The sequence below is a fragment of the Pseudomonas sp. B21-035 genome, assembly GCF_024748945.1.
Lineage (GTDB): Bacteria > Pseudomonadota > Gammaproteobacteria > Pseudomonadales > Pseudomonadaceae > Aquipseudomonas.
Genome location: NZ_CP087179.1, coordinates 1,829,364 through 1,845,450, shown reverse-complemented (window position 1 = coordinate 1,845,450; position 16,087 = coordinate 1,829,364). Strand labels below are relative to the sequence as shown.

Below are 16,087 nucleotides of genomic sequence, written 5' to 3'. Positions count from 1 at the left end.
GCAAAAGCTACCCGGCCACACCCAGCGCGGCTTCAGGACTGGCGGCAAAACGCGGTTTGGGCCAGGTCCATTCGCCGTGGGTTGTACGCCGGCCTGGCGGTGCGCTCGGGGATGCCCGGCAAATGGCCGATCACCTGCGGCGAGTCAATGATATGCATGAAGGACTGGATGGTCTCGTTGTCCGGAACCTTGGACAGGCTGACATTCACCGCGCGGCGCTGGTTGTCGGGAATCGAGGGGATCTTCAAGTGTTGCGATTCGTACAGCAAGGCGTGCTGGATCAGCGGATTGACCCGGCAGAACCGTTCCAGATCAACGCCGGCATGGCTGGCCAGGTCGATGTTGCCCAGCAGCAGGTTGAACGGTTGCAGTGCGCTCTGCACCAGGCGTTGCAGATCCTCGAAGCTCTCGACCGGGGCTATGCGGTAATAGCCCATGCCATTGAGCATCCGTTCCAGTTGCAGCAACTGCATCGGGTGTTCGTCGGCAATCAGGATCCGCAGCGATTTGTTCGGCATCGTCATGACCAAGGCAGAGAGCGTTAGAGACGTTCCTTGACCATACTGCGCCAGATCATCAATTGCAGGCTATTGGCGGGCACTTCGCCAGAGAGAGGGTCTTTACTGATAGTTGTCGGGAAATCGCCATAAATCAAGCAAGGCCATGACGGAATTTTCACATTTTTTCGACGTTGGCCGGTTACTGCGATTCCCACTGACGCATGCGCAGCCGGCAGTGTTTCATGGCGTTAACAATATGTTTCTCCACCACACTGCGCGAGATGCCCAGGCGCTCGGCGATCTGCGGGTGAGAAAGGCCGTCGAGCTTGCGCAGCAGAAAACTCTCGCGACAAGGCTGACTGAGTTCGGCCAGGGCGCGCTGCATCAGGTCCAGGCGCTGATTGAGGTCCATGCTTTGGGATGGCGCGGGGGTAAAGAAACGCTCATCGCTGTCGAGCACTTCAAGCGGCTCGGACTGGCGCAGCAAACCACGTCGATGCCCATCGATCACAAGATTCAGAGCGGTGCGATAGAGAAACGCCCGGGGATGCTCGATATCGTCTTCACCGTTGCGCTCGAGCACGCGGATATAGGCATCGTGGGCAACGTCTTCAGCCGCCTGCCGGTTACCCAGGCGGGCACAGAGAAAACTCACCAGTTCGCGATAGTAGTTTTCCAACACAACACCTGGCCGCGACATCTGCGGGGGTTCCCTGACTCGTGGTTGAGCGGATCTGAATGATGGCAGTATGCAATAATACAAATTATAATTATTCTCAGCAAGATCAGACCTTGATCCCGGTAAATTCCACGGCCCCCACCTCGTTTACCTGGGAGCCTCCCGTGTCTGCCGTGCCGCTTCGGCAGTGAGATGTCACGGGCCATTCCATCCGGCTGGAACCCTGCATGAAACGCTCACCGAATACTCGTCGCCTGCTGTTGTGTGGCCTCGGCCTGCTCAGCCTGGGCGCCCTGCTCGCCTGGAAAACCCTGCCCGCCGGTGGCGACCCGTTGAGCACCGTTACCGTGACCCGTACCGACATCGAAAGCAGCGTCACGGCCCTGGGTACCTTGCAGCCGCGGCGTTATGTGGACGTGGGTGCCCAGGCCTCCGGGCAGATCCGCAAACTGCACGTCGAGGTGGGAGATCAGGTCAAGGAAGGTCAGTTGCTGGTTGAGATCGACCCCTCCACGCAGCAGGCAAAGCTTGATGCCGGGCGTTTCTCGATCGACAACCTCAAGGCCCAGCTGGATGAACAGAAGGCTCAGTACCAACTGGCCGAGCAACAGTTCAAGCGCCAGCGCAACCTGGCCGCCGGCGGCGCCACCCGCGAGGAAGACGTGCAAAGCGCCCAGGCCCAGTTGAAGGTCACCCAGGCGCGCATCGACATGTACCGCGCACAGATTCGCCAGGCCCAGGCGAGCCTGCGCAGCGACGAGGCTGAGCTGGGTTACACGCGCATTTATGCACCGATGGCCGGCACCGTGGTCGCCGTCGATGCCCGCGAAGGCCAGACCCTTAACGCCCAACAGCAAACCCCGCTGATCCTGCGCATCGCCAAGTTGTCGCCAATGACCGTCTGGGCCCAGGTGTCCGAGGCCGATATCGGCCATGTCAAACCGGGCATGAGCGCCTACTTCACCACCCTGGCCGGCGGCAAGCGCCGCTGGACCAGCAGTGTGCGGCAAATTCTGCCGGTGCCGCCCAAACCCCTCGATCAATCCAGCCAGGGCGGTGGCAGCCCGGCCAGCGCCAGTGGTAGCGGCGCCAGCAGCAAAGTGGTGCTCTATACCGTACTGCTGGATGTCGATAACCCGGACAACGCCCTGATGGCAGAGATGACCACCCAGGTGTTCTTCGTTGCCGGGCGTGCCAGCAAGGTGCTCACCGTACCGGTGGCAGCCCTGGATGATCATGCCGACGGCAATGACCTGCGCATTGCCCAGGTGCTCGACAGCAAGGGCAAGGTCAACCAGCGCCAGGTCCGCACCGGCCTCAGCGACCGCTTGCGGGTGCAGGTGCTCGACGGCCTTGCCGAGGGCGAGCGCCTGCTGATCGGCGCACCTGCCGCAAGCGGGGGTTGAATGTCCACGCCCCTGATCGAACTGCGCGACATCCGCAAATCCTACGGTGGTGTCGATACGCCCAAGGTCGAGGTGGTCCGCGGCATCAGCCTGGCCATCCATCCCGGCGAGTTCGTCGCCATTGTCGGCGCCTCCGGCTCCGGCAAGTCGACGCTGATGAACATCCTCGGCTGCCTTGATCGTCCGACCTCAGGCAACTACTACTTCGCCGGCAAGGACGTCGCCGACCTCGACAGCGACGAGCTGGCCTGGTTGCGCCGTGAAGCCTTCGGCTTCGTGTTCCAGGGCTATCACCTGATCGCTTCGGGCTCGGCCCAGGAAAACGTCGAGATGCCGGCCATCTATGCTGGCACCCCCGCCGCCGAACGCCATGCCCGCGCCGCCGCCTTGCTCGAACGCCTGGGCCTGGCCAGCCGCACCGGCAACCGCCCGCACCAGTTGTCTGGCGGCCAGCAACAGCGGGTGTCGATCGCCCGCGCCTTGATGAACGGCGGACACATCATCCTCGCCGACGAACCGACCGGAGCACTGGACAGCCAGAGCGGCGCCGAAGTCATGGCCCTGCTCGACGAACTGGCCAGCCAGGGCCACGTGGTGATCCTGATTACCCACGACCGCGAAGTCGCGGCGCGGGCCAAGCGGGTCATCGAGATTCGTGACGGCCTGGTGCTCAGTGATTCGGCAGAGCAATCTGCTGCTCCCGCCGCCAGCGCTCCCGGCCTGCAAGCCGAAGACCTGCGCCAGCGCCTGAACCTCGGCGCCACTGCCAGCGGCGCCTGGAAAGGCGAGCTGGTCGAAGCCCTGCAGGCGGCCTGGCGGATCATGTGGATCAACCGTTTCCGCACCGCCCTGACCCTGCTCGGGATCGTCATCGGCGTGGCTTCGGTAGTGGTCATGCTGGCCGTCGGCGAAGGCAGCAAGCGCCAGGTCATGGCGCAGATGGCAGCCTTCGGCTCGAACATCCTGTACCTGAGCGGCAGCGCCCCGACACTGCGTGAACCGGCCGGGGTCATCACCCTCGACGATGTCGCCGCAGTATCCAGCCTGCCGCAGGTGAAGATGATCATGCCGGTGATCGGCAACTCGCTGATGGTGCGCTACGGCAACAATAACCAGCAGTTCTATGTGGGTGGCAACAACACCCACTTCAGCGAAATCTTCAATTGGCCGGTGGTCGAAGGCAGCTTCTTCACCGAGGCCGATGAACAGAGCGCGGCAGCCGTGGCGGTCATCGGCCAGAAGGTGCGGGAGAAACTATTTGGAGCCGGTAACGACCCCATCGGCCAGTACATCCTGGTCGAAAACGTGCCCTTCCAGGTGGTCGGCATTCTCGCCGGCAAAGGCGCAAGCTCGGGCGACCAGGACAGCGACGAGCGCATCGTGGTGCCCTACTCGGCCGCCGCCATCCGCCTGTTCGGCAGCCGCAACCCGGAGTACGTGACCATCGCCGCCGCCGACTCACGGCGCGTGGCCGACACGGAAGCGGCCATCGACCACCTGATGCGCAAGCTTCACAACGGCAAGCACGACTATGAACTGACCAACGACGCGGCGCTGATCCAGGCCGAAGCGCGCACGCAGAATACCCTGTCGCTGATGCTCGGCTCGATCGCCGCGATCTCGCTGCTGGTCGGCGGTATCGGGGTGATGAACATCATGCTGATGACGGTGCGCGAGCGTACCCGCGAGATCGGCATCCGCATGGCCACTGGCGCCCGCCAGCGCGACATCCTGCGCCAGTTTCTCAGCGAAGCGGTGCTGCTGTCGATGGTCGGCGGGGTCACCGGCATTGCCCTGGCCCTGTTGATTGGCGGCGTGTTGCTGCTGGCCGATATTGCCGTGGCCTTCTCCTTGCCTGCCGTGCTTGGCGCCTTTGCCTGCGCGGTGGTCACCGGCGTGGTGTTCGGCTTCATGCCCGCGCGCAAAGCCGCCCGCCTCGACCCGGTCAAAGCCCTTACCAGCGAATAATCCATGAACCTGCCCAGCCGTCTCAGTGTCCTGTCGATCAGTTTGGTGCTTGCCGCCTGTACCTCAACCACCCCTGCACCTTCGAGTGGCCTGCAGGCGCCAGCGCAGTGGCAGGGCCAGGCAGCCAGCACCCCGCTGCCCCACGAGAACTGGTGGCAGCAGTTCTCCAGCCCCGCGCTCGATCAACTGATCGAACACGCCCGGCGCAACAGCTTCGATCTGGCCGCTGCCGCCGCGCGTATTCGCCAGGCTCAGGCCTCGGCGGTCATTGCCGGCGCGCCGTTGCTGCCTGAACTCAAGTTCGGCCTGGATGCCAGACGCCAACGCCTGCTGCATGGCAACGCCTTCGACCAACTCGATGCCAGCAGCCGCGAACGCACCAGCACCTCGTTCGGCACCCGCTTGAGCGCCAGCTACGAAGTGGATTTCTGGGGCGGTAAAACGGCCGCACGCGACAGCGCCCTGTTCAACCTCGATGCCAGCCGTTTCGATCGCCAGACCGTCGAGCTGACCTTGCTCAGCGGCGTTGCCAACAGCTACCTGCAGAGCCTGGCCCTGCGTGAGCAGGTGCGTATTGCCCGCCTCAACCTGAGCAACGCCGAGGATGTCCTGCACCTGGTCGAAACCCGCTATCAGTCTGGCTCGGCCACCGCTCTGGAACTGGCCCAGCAACGCAGCCTGGTCGCCGGCCAGCAACGCCAGGTGCCGTTGTTCGAGCAGCAGTTGCAAGAGGCGCGCATCACCCTGGCAACCTTGCTCGGCGAGCCGGTGCAGGCGCTGCCCGCCCTTGAAGAATCAATTACCCGCCTGAACTGGCCGCAGATCGGCAGCGGCGTGCCCAGCGAGCTGCTCAGCCGCCGTCCCGACATTGCCACCGCCGAAGCCAGCCTGGCCGCCGCCCAGGCAGACGTGCAGGTTGCCCGCGCAGCAATGCTGCCGAGCCTGACCCTGGGCGCCGACCTGGGCTCGGGTGCCGACACCTTTGCCCAGGTGCTGCGCAGCCCCTACTACACCCTGAGTGCCGGGCTGGCTGCGCCGATCTTCAACAACGGCCGCCTGCGCGCCGAGCGCGACAAGGCCCGCGCCAAGCAGGACGAACTACTGGAGAATTACCGCAGCAGCATCATCAACGGCTTTGCCGATGTCGAGAAGGCGCTCAATGGCATCAGCGGTGTTGACCAGCAGCGCCAGTCGCAGGATGAGGAAGTGCAGCAGGCGCAGATCGCTTTCACCCTCTCCGAGCGCCGCTACCAGGCCGGCGCCGAGACCCTGCTGACCGTACTGGAAACCCAGCGCACCCTGTACCAGGCGCAAGACCAGCAGGTGCAACTGCGCCTGGCCCGCCTGCAAGGCAGCGTGGCGCTGTACAAGGCATTGGGCGGCGGATGGCAGGTGGTTCGCTAAATCATTGACCTGCCTGCACAAAACCTGTGGGGGCCGGCCTTGCCGGCGATGGCCCGCACAGCAGGCCCAATACAGCCAATCAGCTCACAATCCCGCGCAACGACAAATGCCGCGCATACCAGGGCCGCTGCGGCACCCGGCGCACCAGGTCGCCGATCTTGTCGTCTTCACCAAAGGTAATGCGCAGAGCCAGCTTCATGATCTCGACATCCATTTCCACCGATTTGCCCGGGAACATCCCCGGCGTGGTGCTGCAGCCATGGGTCACCGGCCCCAGCCACGGGTCGTCGACCTCGACCCAGCGCCCCGGGGCGAACCACTGCACGCCATTGACCTCAAGACGCCGAACCTGCCCCGGGTTGTAGCGCTCATGGGCGCGGTACCAATCCTCGATGCGATCATCGATCCAGCCATGGAAACCCCAGAACACCGGGTTGACGTGAGACGAGAACGGATCGCCGAGAAAGTCGTTTTCCGCCTCGTACCAGCGCCCGGCAAAATCAGCCGGGTCCCGGGCAAACGGCACTGGTGCACCGTTGACCGGATCACGTGGCACCGAGGCCCAGCACATGTGCAGCCAATCGTGCAGGTTCATTTCCAGCTCCGAACCGAATGCACCGAGGGTCAGCTTCGACAGGTACAGCGGGTCCTGGTACTGCGATTCCCAGACCTGGAAATTACTGCAGAAGGTCTCGCCGGCCTTGATCGCCGAGACCCATACGCCATAAGCCTCGTCGCCCGGTGCCCGCCAACCGGGCGGTACACAGTAACCGTCATGGTTGTCGTAATAGCGGGCAAAACCCTGGCGGTCGTGTTCGACGCTGGGTTGCGGCAAGGGGAAATGCGGCCATGACGGCAGGTCCTGCATCGACCGCGCCGTACCGAGCATATGCCGGTGCATGAACAGAAAGTCCACCCCCGAGCCATTGCGATGCTTGCGCGGGCCGCGGGCATCACGCTCCTTGTCACGCGGGCCGGGCTGCCAGCCCAGGCCACGCAAGGCACCGTGTTTTTCTTCAGACAGCCGATGCCATTTGTCACGGGTCGCGTGCCAGAGCTGATGGAACAAGCGGTGCTCGGCGCTGATCAGCCAGGCTTGCAACTGCGGAGTATAGGGCAGCCGCTCACGGGCTTCAGGAAACAGGCGCTTGACGGCAACAAAGTGACTGTCGGCCAAGGGCAAGACCATCGAGCGATCCAGCGGTTGCAAGCGGCCACTGAGGGTAGCGCTGCCAGCGTTGCCAAAACTGCCCCAGACTTCATCCAGGCTCGCGGTACATTCATAACCCGGCCCGCCCTGGGTGCTCATCAGCCGCCAGCGCACCGTGGCGGTGGACGCCCCGACCAGGTCGCCAAGCACTCGGTAGGCGGCCGGGGCGTCGCTGCGCAGAACCAGTTCGGTATCGACAAAACCACGCAGGCCACGGCCTTTGGCGGCGACGTCGAGGTACATCTGCAAGCCTTCCACAGGCAGCCCGGCGAGCTCGCCATCGGCACCGCTCAAACGCAAATCCCAGACGCCGCGCAATTGATCGGCCAGGTGCTGGCCAGCGGCATCCGCGAGCTCAACGCTGGCCTCGCCGGGGGTGACGATGTCGTCCTGTGGATCGTGGGTCAGTTGCTTGTGCGCGTAATAGGCGGCTGGCACGGTCGCGCCCGCCACCGCCAGGCCCGCTATGAATCCTCGTCGCGAAATCGTCATCGTCCTACCCGTATCAGCCATGAAGCAGGCTTTATCCAAGCTAGGACGTTTCCTGGAGGGGGAAATTTAACCACTGCCGCCCTGTGCTAATTCGATCGGCGGCTATTTCGTTTTCAAGGAACCTCCCTTGGAAAAGGTACCGCCCATGTCAGCCTCCACCTCCCTGACCAACGCCTTGGGCAACGGTCTGCGCAAGCTGGTCGGCAAACCTGCCAGAACCAGTGCCTACGGAGTGTTCGATGTGCAGCTCAAAGCCATCATGCCCCTCAGCCCGTCCCTCAGCCGCTTCGTGTTCAGCGGTGAGGATGTCGGGCAGATGCGTACCCTGGCTGCCGACCAGCGCATCAAGATCTTCTTTCCCTCTGCCGATGGCCAATACCCGAACCTGCCCAAGCAAGGTTCCTGGCAGCAAGCGCGTCGCGGCCTGAGCGCCGAGCAGAGCCCGCCGATGCGCACCTATACCATCCGCGACCTGCGCCGCGAGGCACTGGAAGTGGATGTCGACTTCGTCCTGCACGGCGTCAACGGCCCGGCATCGACCTGGGCGACCCAGGCACGCATCGGCGATCGCCTGCAGATGGTCGCCCCGAACCTGGCCTTCGACGCCGACCCCGGCGGCTACGAATGGCGCCCCCCGAAGAACCTGCGCAACCTGCTGCTGATCGGCGATGAAACCGCCCTGCCGGCAATTGCCGGCATCCTTGAGCAGATGGCCGCAGACCTGCCCGAAGTCCCGGTACAGGCGTTCATCGAAGTCCCCTGCGAAGCCGATTGCCTCGACCTGACCTGCAGCCGCGCCACCGAACTGAACTGGCTGCCGCGCGAAGTGCTGCACTGCACCCACGGCGAAGCGATGATCCATGCCATCCGCGAGCTGGCGCGCCTGCCGGCAGCCGCAGCGCGTACAGGTGCGAAGGTCGCCCTGGAGGAGGTCGATATCGACCGGCAGATCCTCTGGGAACTGGCTCAACCCGGCAACGGCGACTTCTATGCCTGGATCGCCGGCGAGTCGGCAGCGGTGATGAATATCCGTCGCTACCTGATCACCGAGCGCGGGCTGGATCGCAGCGCCCTGACGCTGATGGGCTACTGGCGCGCGGGTCGCACGTTCGACTGAGGGCCATAAAAAGGGCTCTTCACTGAATCCTGGGTTGGGGGGCGCGAGCTTATCCATTCGCTGTGGCGCTGCTGCCGGCCCCACACTGAATGGATAAGCTCGCAGCCTCAACATCCCAACCCAACCCAACCCAAGAATCATAGTCCCCAGGATAGCGTGAAGATCCATAAAAAAGCCCGGTGCACTGCCCCGGGCTTTTACATGCCTGGGCCGTTTACAGTCTGGCCACCGCCGCAGCAACCGCCCGAGCAAAGCGCGCCGCCACCTCATCAACCTGCTCGGCAGTAATGATCAGCGGCGGCAGGAAACGCACCACGGCGCCCTGACGCCCACCCAGTTCCAGAATCAGCCCACGCTTTAGGCATTCGCGCTGCACCAGCGGTGCCAGGCGCGGGCAGACCGGCGGATGCCCCTGGGCATCGAGCTGCCCTTGCGGATCAACCAGCTCGACCCCCAGCATCAGGCCACGGCCACGAATATCCCCCAACTGCGCGAAGTCCGCCTGCAAGCGGCGCAGATGGCCGGCCAGGCGTTCGCCCATGGCCTGGGCATGGCTGCACAGGTCGTGTGACTTGAGGTAGTTGATCACCGCCGAGCCTGCGGCCATGGCCATCTGGTTGCCACGGAAAGTACCGGCGTGCGCCCCCGGCTGCCAGGTGTCCAGCCACTGGCGATAGACCACCACCGCCAACGGCAGGCTGCCGCCAATGGCCTTGGACAGCACCACCACATCCGGAGTGATGCCTGCATGCTCGAAGGCAAACATTTTGCCGGTGCGGGCAAAGCCACTCTGGATCTCGTCGACGATCAGCGCCACACCGGCCTTCTCGGTAATGCGCCGCACACCGCGCAGCCATTCGATGTCCGCCGGGATCACCCCACCTTCACCCTGGACCACTTCGACGATCACCGCCGCCGGCAGTTGCACGCCGCTTTCCGGGTCGCTGAGCAGGTTTTCCAGGTAGTGCAGGTTGACCTTCACGCCCTCTTCGCCGCCCAGCCCGAAAGGGCAGCGATAGTCATAAGGGTACGGCAGGAACTGCACGCCATTGGCCAGCAAGGCGGCCAGCGGCTTCTTCGGCCCCAGGCTGCCCATCAGGCTCAGGGCGCCCTGGGACATGCCGTGGTAGCCGCCCTGGAACGACAGCACGGTATTACGCCCGGTAGCGGTGCGCACCAGTTTCAACGCCGCTTCCACCGCGTCGGTGCCGGTCGGCCCGCAAAACTGGATCTTCGCTTCGCCGCGCAGTTGCTCGGGCAGCAGGCTGAACAGGTCCTGGACGAACTGGTCCTTGACCGGCGTGGTCAGGTCCAGGGTGTGCAGCGGCAGTTCATCGGCCAGCACCTGCTGGATCGCTTCGATCACCAGCGGATGGTTATGCCCCAGCGCCAGGGTCCCGGCGCCGGCCAGACAGTCGATGAACTGACGCCCTTCTACGTCTTCGACATAGATGCCACGGGCGCGCTTGAGCGCCAGCGGAATGCGCCGCGGGTAACTGCGGGCATTGGATTCCTGCAGGCTCTGGCGGGCCAGCAACGGCGACTCATTGAATGCATAAAGTGTTTCAGCAGCGTCTGCGGTGGAAGACACCGGCAGCGCCTGGGCAAGGCTGATAGCGACTGACATCTGGGAAACCCTCGCAAGCAAGCGGATGTGCCCGTCACGCGCCTGTTGCCAGAGGAGTGCGGGTTGTTATCGCTTGAAAAACGCTTCAGCGCCCTGCGGATTTAGCCGATGCCCATCAACGCTGCGGATTTTTTCAACTGCCGCTTTGCACTTACCGGTTACGACGGGTTTGCACGCAACGGAATGTGCAACAACACCCGCAAGCCATCGCTGCGGCTGTCAAAGCGCAAGCTGCCGGCACAGCGCTGGACGATCGCCTGGACAATCGCCAGGCCCAACCCGCATCCGCCGCTCTGGCTATGGCGCCAGAAGCGCTCGGTCAGGTGCTCGATGTCCTGTTCGGGAATACCGGGGCCGTGATCGCGCACCAAAAATGCCACCCGGTCCTGTTCCATCTGCACTGCCAGCTCCACCGGTTCGCTGCCACGGGTATGACGCAGGGCGTTGTCGAGCAGGTTGCGTAGGGCCGTGACCGCCAGTGGCGTGGGCATCCCGAGGTAGAGCTGGGCGGCGCCGGGCGCCAACTGCAGATCGATGCGCCCGGTGTTGTCGACCCCGGTGTCCAGGATTGCCTGGCGGGCGATCTGCTCGGCGTTGCACTGCAGGCCGTCTTCAAACGACAGTCGGCCTTCCACCCGGGCCAGCAGCAACAGTTGTTCAAGAGTCCGGTGCAGACGATCGGCGCCCTGCTCGGCGTGTTCAAGGGCCTGCTCGCGCACCTCGCCGTCGGTCATCCGTGCCACCTGCAGGTGGGTTTTGATCGCGGTCAGCGGGCTGCGCAGCTCATGGGCGGCATCATCGGTCAGGCGCCGTTCGCGCTCGATGGTCTGGCCAATGCGCAAAAACAGCTGGTTCTGGGTTTCCAGCAAGGGTTGCAGCTCACTGGGCAAGCCGCGCACCTGCAAGGGCTCAAGGGAGTCCGGGCTGCGCCGGCGCAAGGCATCGCGCATCCGGTTGAGCGGCGCCAGCCCCTTGCCAACACCCATCCATAGCAAGCCGAGGCTGCCGAGCAAGGCCATCAGCACCGGTGCCGAGGCCGCCAGCAGGATCGAACGGTTGAGGGCCTCGCGCTCCTGATGGCGGTCGGCGGTGGTAATGCGCACATCGCCATGGGCATAGGTGAAACTGCGCCAGCGAGCGCCGTCGATGGTCTGGTCGCGAAACCCGCTGCGCTGGTCGTCGAGGGGCTGCTCATTATTGTGGCTGCGGGCAAGAATCTCGCCGCGCAGCGAGCTGACCTGGCAGGCCATGCCGTCGACGCTCAACTGGTCGGCGCTCAGGCGCGTGCCCTCGCCCTTGCTCGACAGCGGTTGCGGCAACTGGTCGACCAGGCCGGCAACCATGCGTGCCGATGCCACCAGGCGCTGGTCGAGGGAGAACATCATCTGCATGCGCAGGTCGCGCAGCATCCACGCCGCGGCCAGCACCCAGATGACGATGAAGGCAGTGCCCAGGATCAGGGTCAGGCGCAAACGCAGGGTCATGCTTGCGGCTCCTCCGGCAGTTGCGCCGGGCCCAGGCGATAACCCAGGCCGCGCACGGTTTCGACGATACCGTTGCCCAGTTTGCGCCGCAGGTGATGGATATGCACGTTCAGGGCGTTGCTCTCGACCTCGTCGCCAAAGCCATAGACGCTGTCCTTGAGCTGTTCGCTGGAGAGCACCCGGCCACGGTTGTGCAGCAGCGCCTGCAATAGCGCCTGCTCGCGCCGCGACAGGTCGACCGGGCGGCCACCCAGGCAGGTTTCGCGGCTGCTGGGGTCGTAGCTTAGCGGGCCATGCTCGATGATGTTCACCGCTCGCCCGGCGGCGCGGCGCAGCAAGGTGTGCAGACGTGCGGCCAGTTCACGCAGGTCGAACGGCTTGAGCAGGTAATCGTCGCCACCGGCCTGCAGGCCCTCGACCCGGTCAGTGACCGCATCGCGGGCGGTGAGGATCAGCACCGGCAGCTCATGGCCCTGCTGGCGCAGGCGCTGCAGCAGCTTGAGGCCGTCTTCGTCGGGCAGGCCGAGGTCGAGCACCATGACGTCGAACGCCGCGGCCTGGAGCATGGCCTGGGCCGCGCCGGCGCTGGCCACCCGGTCGACGGTCATGCCCTGGGCGCCCAGGCCGGCGCTGATGCCGCTGGCGATCAGGTCATCATCCTCGCAGAGCAGTACGTGCATGGTCGGGTCTCGATCTTAAAAGGCTTATTCAAGCCCAGGCGGATTAACCCAGGATTATGCCGCGCCAGGCCACAGCCGTCGCGGCCTTGGCGACAGCCGTCAGCCAACGGGTTAACTTTCGGTTAATCGGACTGGGCCAAGCTGAGCCCTTCATCGCATTGCCAAGGCGTCGACATGCGCGTTTTTCTGTTTGCCCTGATGTTCCTGCTAAGCGGCCTGAGCCAGGCCAACCCCTTTGCCCAGAGCGATTTTTTGCCGGTCAACAAGGCCTTCGTGTTCAGCAGCGAACGCCTGGAGTCGGGGCAAATGCGCCTGCACTGGCAGATCACCGATGGTTACTACCTGTACCAGAAACGCCTGAAATTCGACGGCCTGGCCTCCGAGCAGCAACCGCAACTGCCACCCGCCCTGCCCCACAGCGATGAGTACTTTGGTGAAACCCAGGTCTACCGTGGCGAGCTCGAGCTGATCCTGCCCGCCAGCGCCAGCGGCGAACTGCGCATGGGCTGGCAGGGCTGCGCCGACGCCGGGCTGTGCTACCCGCCACAAACCAGTGTGGTCAGCCTGGGTGGTACAAGCGCCGCCGCGCAGGCCAGCGACCAGGCCCTGGCCGGCGGCCTGCAACAGTCGACCCTGGCCTGGAACCTGCTGGCCTTCCTCGGCCTGGGCCTGCTGCTGGCCTTCACCCCGTGCTCGTTGCCGATGCTGCCGATTCTTGCAGGTCTGGTACTGGGCAGTGGTGCCAGTGCCCGCCGCGGCTGGTTGCTGGCCAGCGTCTATGTGCTGAGCATGGCCCTGGTCTACGCCGCCCTGGGCGTGGTTGCCGCATTGCTGGGCGCAAGCTTTCAGGCCTGGCTGCAGCAACCCTGGCTGCTGGGCACCCTGGCCGGGCTGTTCGTGCTACTGGCCCTGCCGATGTTCGGCGCCTTCGAGCTGCAGCTACCTGTATGGATCCGCGACCGCCTGGAGCGTGCCGGGAATGGCACCCGCGGCGGCAACCTGTACGGCGCGGCCTTGCTCGGGGCCTTGTCGGGCCTGCTGATGGGCCCGTGCATGACCGCACCGCTGGCCGGCGCCCTGCTGTACATCGCCCAGAGCGGCAATGCCGTGCATGGCGGCCTGGTACTGTTCACCCTCGGCCTGGGCATGGGCCTGCCGTTGCTGTTGCTGGTCACCCTCGGCAACCGCTACCTGCCGCGCCCGGGCGCCTGGATGAACCGGGTCAAGGGCCTGTTCGGCTTCGTCTTCCTGGCCATGGCCCTGTATACCTTGCGCGCAGTGCTGGAGCCTTCATTGTGGCTGGGCCTGGCCGGTGCCTGGCTGATCGCCCTGGCCTGGGCTGCGTGGCCGGCCTTGCAAGCTATGCGGGCGCTTCGGGCACTGTCGCTGCTGCTGGGCTTGTGGGGCAGCCTGTTGATCGTCGGCGCGGCAGCCGGTGGCAACGACCCCTGGCAGCCGCTGCAGCCGTTCACCGCCGCCAGCGCGCCAATGGGCCTTGCCGTGCCGCATGATGCCTTCACCACCGTCAGCCAGCCGGCCGAACTGCAGCGCGAGCTGGAGGCGGCCAAGGCCCAGGGCCAGTGGGTGATGCTCGACTACTATGCTGACTGGTGCGTGTCGTGCAAGGTCATGGAGAAACAGGTGTTCGCCCGCGCCGACGTACTGGCGGCGCTTGGCGGCGTGCGCCTGCTGCGCCTGGATGTGACCGCCGACGCACCGTCCAGTCGCGAGTTGCTGCAGCGCTACCAGGTCCCGGGCCCGCCCAGCCTGATCTGGATCGGCCCGGAGGGCAACGAGCGCCGGGCCCGGCGCATCACCGGTGAAATCGATGCGGCGAACTTCCTCCAACACTGGGCCGCTACCCGGAGCCAAGGATGATGCTGACCGTCGCACTCGGGCCACTGACCATGGCCCTGAACCACCTGCTGCTGATCTGCGCCCTGGCCCTGGCCAGCCTTGTTGGCTGGCGCGTCGCCAAGCGCGGCGGCGACAACCCCGAGTCGGTGCTGTTCGGCCTGTTCCTGCTCGGCCTGCTCAGTGCACGCCTGGGCTTTGTCATCCAGTACTGGGCGATGTACCGCGAAGACCTGCTGCAGGTCATCGACCTGCGCGATGGCGGCTTTCTGCTCTGGCCAGGCCTGCTGGCGGTAGCCATCGGCGCCTTCTGCCTCGGCTATCGCCGCCCGGCCCTGCGCCGGCCGCTGGGCTGGGGCCTGCTCAGCGGTGGCCTGTTCTGGCTGCTCGGCAGCCTGGCCAGCCACCTGTATGACCAGGGCACTCAACTGCCGGAAATGAGCTTGCGCAAGGCCAGTGGCCAGTCCGTCGAGCTCACCGACTACCGCGGCAAGCCACTGGTGATCAACCTCTGGGCTACCTGGTGCCCGCCGTGCCGGCGCGAGATGCCGGTGCTGCAACAGGCCCAGGGTGATTACCCGGACATCACCTTCCTGTTCGTCAACCAGGGCGAGGCGCCACAGACCGTGGTCACCTTCCTCGCCACCACCGGCCTTAATCTGTCCCACGTGCTGTTCGACAGCGGCGGCCAGCTGGCGCAGAAGGTCGGCTCCATGGCCTTGCCCACCACCTTGTTCTATAACGCCGAGGGTCGCCTGGTCGGCAGCCATCTTGGCGAGCTGTCGCGGGCCAGCCTCAGCCATGCCCTGCAATCTTTCGAGCACGCGCCCGCGCCTGCCGCCCCATCCCCCACAAGGAACGTCGCATGCGATCTCTGCTGAAACTGCCCCTCACCCTGGCCGTGGGCCTGATGACCAGCCAGCTGGCGCTGGCTGAAACACTCCCCAAGGCCATCCAGCAACTGGAGGCCAAAGGCGCAAAAATCAAAGGCAGCTTCGACGCCCCCGATGGCCTGCGTGGCTACGCGGCCGAATACCAGAACCGCGGCCTGGCACTGTACCTGACCGCCGATGGCAAGCATGTGCTGGTGGGCAGCCTGTTCGACGAGCAAGGCAAGGACCTGAGCCAGGCGCCGCTGGAAAAACTGGTGTACGCCCCCATGGCCAAGGAGGTCTGGGCAAAGATGGAAAAAACCGCCTGGATCGCCGACGGCAAGGCCGATGCACCACGCATCGTCTACCTGTTCAGCGACCCCAATTGCCCGTACTGCAACATGTTCTGGCAGCAGGCGCGGCCCTGGGTCGAATCGGGCAAGGTGCAGTTGCGGCACATCATGGTCGGTATCATCCGCGAAGACAGCCCGGGCAAATCGGCCGCCCTGCTGGCCAGCAAGGACCCGGCCAAGGCCCTGGCGCAACATGAAAAGGCCGGCAAGGCCAGTACCCTCAAGGCCTTGGACAAGGTTCCCGAAGCGGTACAAGCCAAGCTCGACGCCAACCTCGCGGTCATGGAAGAACTCGGTTTGTCAGCAACCCCGGCGATCTTCTACCTCGACGACCAGCAGCAACTGCAAACCCAACAGGGCGCTCCGCGTCCGGAGCTGCTGGGCAAGATCCTCGGCAAGCGTTGAGCACGCGATTGATGTAACAACAGGGCGGTCACGGCG

Annotated in this window: 13 protein-coding genes; 7 read left to right on the top strand and 6 right to left on the bottom strand. The window is 64.7% G+C overall.

Annotated features, from left to right (window positions below; all coding sequences use genetic code 11):
- Positions 1–32: 32 nt before the first annotated feature.
- Positions 33–518 (bottom strand): hypothetical protein, encoded by a 486-nt coding sequence (locus tag LOY22_RS08475; protein ID WP_045200513.1) that lies wholly within the window; start codon positions 516–518, stop codon positions 33–35.
- Between the two features lie 181 nt (positions 519–699).
- Complete coding sequence (locus LOY22_RS08470; protein WP_093387632.1) at positions 700–1,179, bottom strand: sigma-70 family RNA polymerase sigma factor; 480 nt, start codon at positions 1,177–1,179, stop codon at positions 700–702.
- A 227-nt stretch (positions 1,180–1,406) separates the two neighbouring features.
- Between LOY22_RS08470 and LOY22_RS08465 the strand changes: the two genes are divergently transcribed.
- Genes LOY22_RS08465 through LOY22_RS08455 form a run of 3 tightly spaced genes read left to right on the top strand, consistent with a single transcriptional unit; the run spans position 1,407 to position 5,957 of the window.
- A complete protein-coding gene (locus LOY22_RS08465; protein WP_213602007.1) occupies positions 1,407–2,585 on the top strand; it encodes an efflux RND transporter periplasmic adaptor subunit in 1,179 nt (392 codons plus the stop codon).
- Positions 2,586–4,553 (top strand): MacB family efflux pump subunit, encoded by a 1,968-nt coding sequence (locus LOY22_RS08460; RefSeq protein ID WP_093385375.1) that lies wholly within the window; start codon positions 2,586–2,588, stop codon positions 4,551–4,553. It abuts the gene before it with no gap.
- A 3-nt stretch (positions 4,554–4,556) separates the two neighbouring features.
- On the top strand, positions 4,557–5,957 hold the full coding sequence (locus LOY22_RS08455; protein ID WP_258597114.1) for an efflux transporter outer membrane subunit: 1,401 nt from the start codon (positions 4,557–4,559) through the stop codon (positions 5,955–5,957).
- Positions 5,958–6,036: 79 nt separating this feature from the next.
- Here the strand turns inward: LOY22_RS08455 and LOY22_RS08450 are convergent, their stop codons facing one another.
- Positions 6,037–7,659 carry a twin-arginine translocation signal domain-containing protein gene (locus LOY22_RS08450; protein ID WP_213602012.1) on the bottom strand — a complete coding sequence of 541 codons (1,623 nt, stop codon included), beginning with the start codon at positions 7,657–7,659 and terminating at the stop codon, positions 6,037–6,039.
- A 145-nt stretch (positions 7,660–7,804) separates the two neighbouring features.
- Here LOY22_RS08450 and LOY22_RS08445 point away from each other — a divergent pair, with 145 nt between their 5' ends.
- Positions 7,805–8,776, top strand: coding sequence for a siderophore-interacting protein (locus tag LOY22_RS08445; RefSeq protein ID WP_258597113.1), 972 nt, complete (start codon positions 7,805–7,807; stop codon positions 8,774–8,776).
- Positions 8,777–8,990: 214 nt separating this feature from the next.
- Here the strand turns inward: LOY22_RS08445 and LOY22_RS08440 are convergent, their stop codons facing one another.
- From LOY22_RS08440 to LOY22_RS08430, 3 genes are all read right to left on the bottom strand, one after another.
- Positions 8,991–10,403 carry an aspartate aminotransferase family protein gene (locus tag LOY22_RS08440; protein ID WP_093385389.1) on the bottom strand — a complete coding sequence of 471 codons (1,413 nt, stop codon included), beginning with the start codon at positions 10,401–10,403 and terminating at the stop codon, positions 8,991–8,993.
- Between the two features lie 158 nt (positions 10,404–10,561).
- Positions 10,562–11,887 carry an ATP-binding protein gene (locus LOY22_RS08435; protein ID WP_093385393.1) on the bottom strand — a complete coding sequence of 442 codons (1,326 nt, stop codon included), beginning with the start codon at positions 11,885–11,887 and terminating at the stop codon, positions 10,562–10,564.
- On the bottom strand, positions 11,884–12,567 hold the full coding sequence (locus tag LOY22_RS08430; RefSeq protein ID WP_045200496.1) for a response regulator transcription factor: 684 nt from the start codon (positions 12,565–12,567) through the stop codon (positions 11,884–11,886). The genes LOY22_RS08435 and LOY22_RS08430 overlap by 4 nt, the downstream gene beginning before the upstream one ends.
- A gap of 174 nt (positions 12,568–12,741) precedes the next feature.
- Between LOY22_RS08430 and dsbD the strand changes: the two genes are divergently transcribed.
- Genes dsbD through dsbG form a run of 3 tightly spaced genes read left to right on the top strand, consistent with a single transcriptional unit; the run spans position 12,742 to position 16,051 of the window.
- Positions 12,742–14,445 carry a protein-disulfide reductase DsbD gene (gene dsbD, locus LOY22_RS08425; protein ID WP_258597112.1) on the top strand — a complete coding sequence of 568 codons (1,704 nt, stop codon included), beginning with the start codon at positions 12,742–12,744 and terminating at the stop codon, positions 14,443–14,445.
- The gene (locus LOY22_RS08420; RefSeq protein WP_045200576.1) at positions 14,445–15,302 is read left to right on the top strand and encodes a TlpA disulfide reductase family protein; all 858 of its coding nucleotides are present in this window, start codon (positions 14,445–14,447) and stop codon (positions 15,300–15,302) included. The genes dsbD and LOY22_RS08420 overlap by 1 nt, the downstream gene beginning before the upstream one ends.
- The gene (gene dsbG, locus LOY22_RS08415; RefSeq protein ID WP_045200491.1) at positions 15,287–16,051 is read left to right on the top strand and encodes a thiol:disulfide interchange protein DsbG; all 765 of its coding nucleotides are present in this window, start codon (positions 15,287–15,289) and stop codon (positions 16,049–16,051) included. The genes LOY22_RS08420 and dsbG overlap by 16 nt, the downstream gene beginning before the upstream one ends.
- Positions 16,052–16,087: the final 36 nt, after the last annotated feature.

Bases quoted from the DNA above. Each gene is read 5' to 3' on its own strand.
- LOY22_RS08440 (WP_093385389.1), bottom strand. From the start codon at position 10,403: ATGTCAGTCGCTATCAGCCTTGCCCAGGCGCTGCCGGTGTCTTCCACC.
- LOY22_RS08475 (WP_045200513.1), bottom strand. From the start codon at position 518: ATGCCGAACAAATCGCTGCGGATCCTGATTGCCGACGAACACCCGATG.
- LOY22_RS08465 (WP_213602007.1), top strand. From the start codon at position 1,407: ATGAAACGCTCACCGAATACTCGTCGCCTGCTGTTGTGTGGCCTCGGC.
- LOY22_RS08460 (WP_093385375.1), top strand. From the start codon at position 2,586: ATGTCCACGCCCCTGATCGAACTGCGCGACATCCGCAAATCCTACGGT.
- LOY22_RS08420 (WP_045200576.1), top strand. From the start codon at position 14,445: ATGCTGACCGTCGCACTCGGGCCACTGACCATGGCCCTGAACCACCTG.
- dsbD (WP_258597112.1), top strand. From the start codon at position 12,742: ATGCGCGTTTTTCTGTTTGCCCTGATGTTCCTGCTAAGCGGCCTGAGC.
- LOY22_RS08430 (WP_045200496.1), bottom strand. From the start codon at position 12,567: ATGCACGTACTGCTCTGCGAGGATGATGACCTGATCGCCAGCGGCATC.
- LOY22_RS08455 (WP_258597114.1), top strand. From the start codon at position 4,557: ATGAACCTGCCCAGCCGTCTCAGTGTCCTGTCGATCAGTTTGGTGCTT.
- LOY22_RS08445 (WP_258597113.1), top strand. From the start codon at position 7,805: ATGTCAGCCTCCACCTCCCTGACCAACGCCTTGGGCAACGGTCTGCGC.
- dsbG (WP_045200491.1), top strand. From the start codon at position 15,287: ATGCGATCTCTGCTGAAACTGCCCCTCACCCTGGCCGTGGGCCTGATG.
- LOY22_RS08435 (WP_093385393.1), bottom strand. From the start codon at position 11,887: ATGACCCTGCGTTTGCGCCTGACCCTGATCCTGGGCACTGCCTTCATC.
- LOY22_RS08450 (WP_213602012.1), bottom strand. From the start codon at position 7,659: ATGACGATTTCGCGACGAGGATTCATAGCGGGCCTGGCGGTGGCGGGC.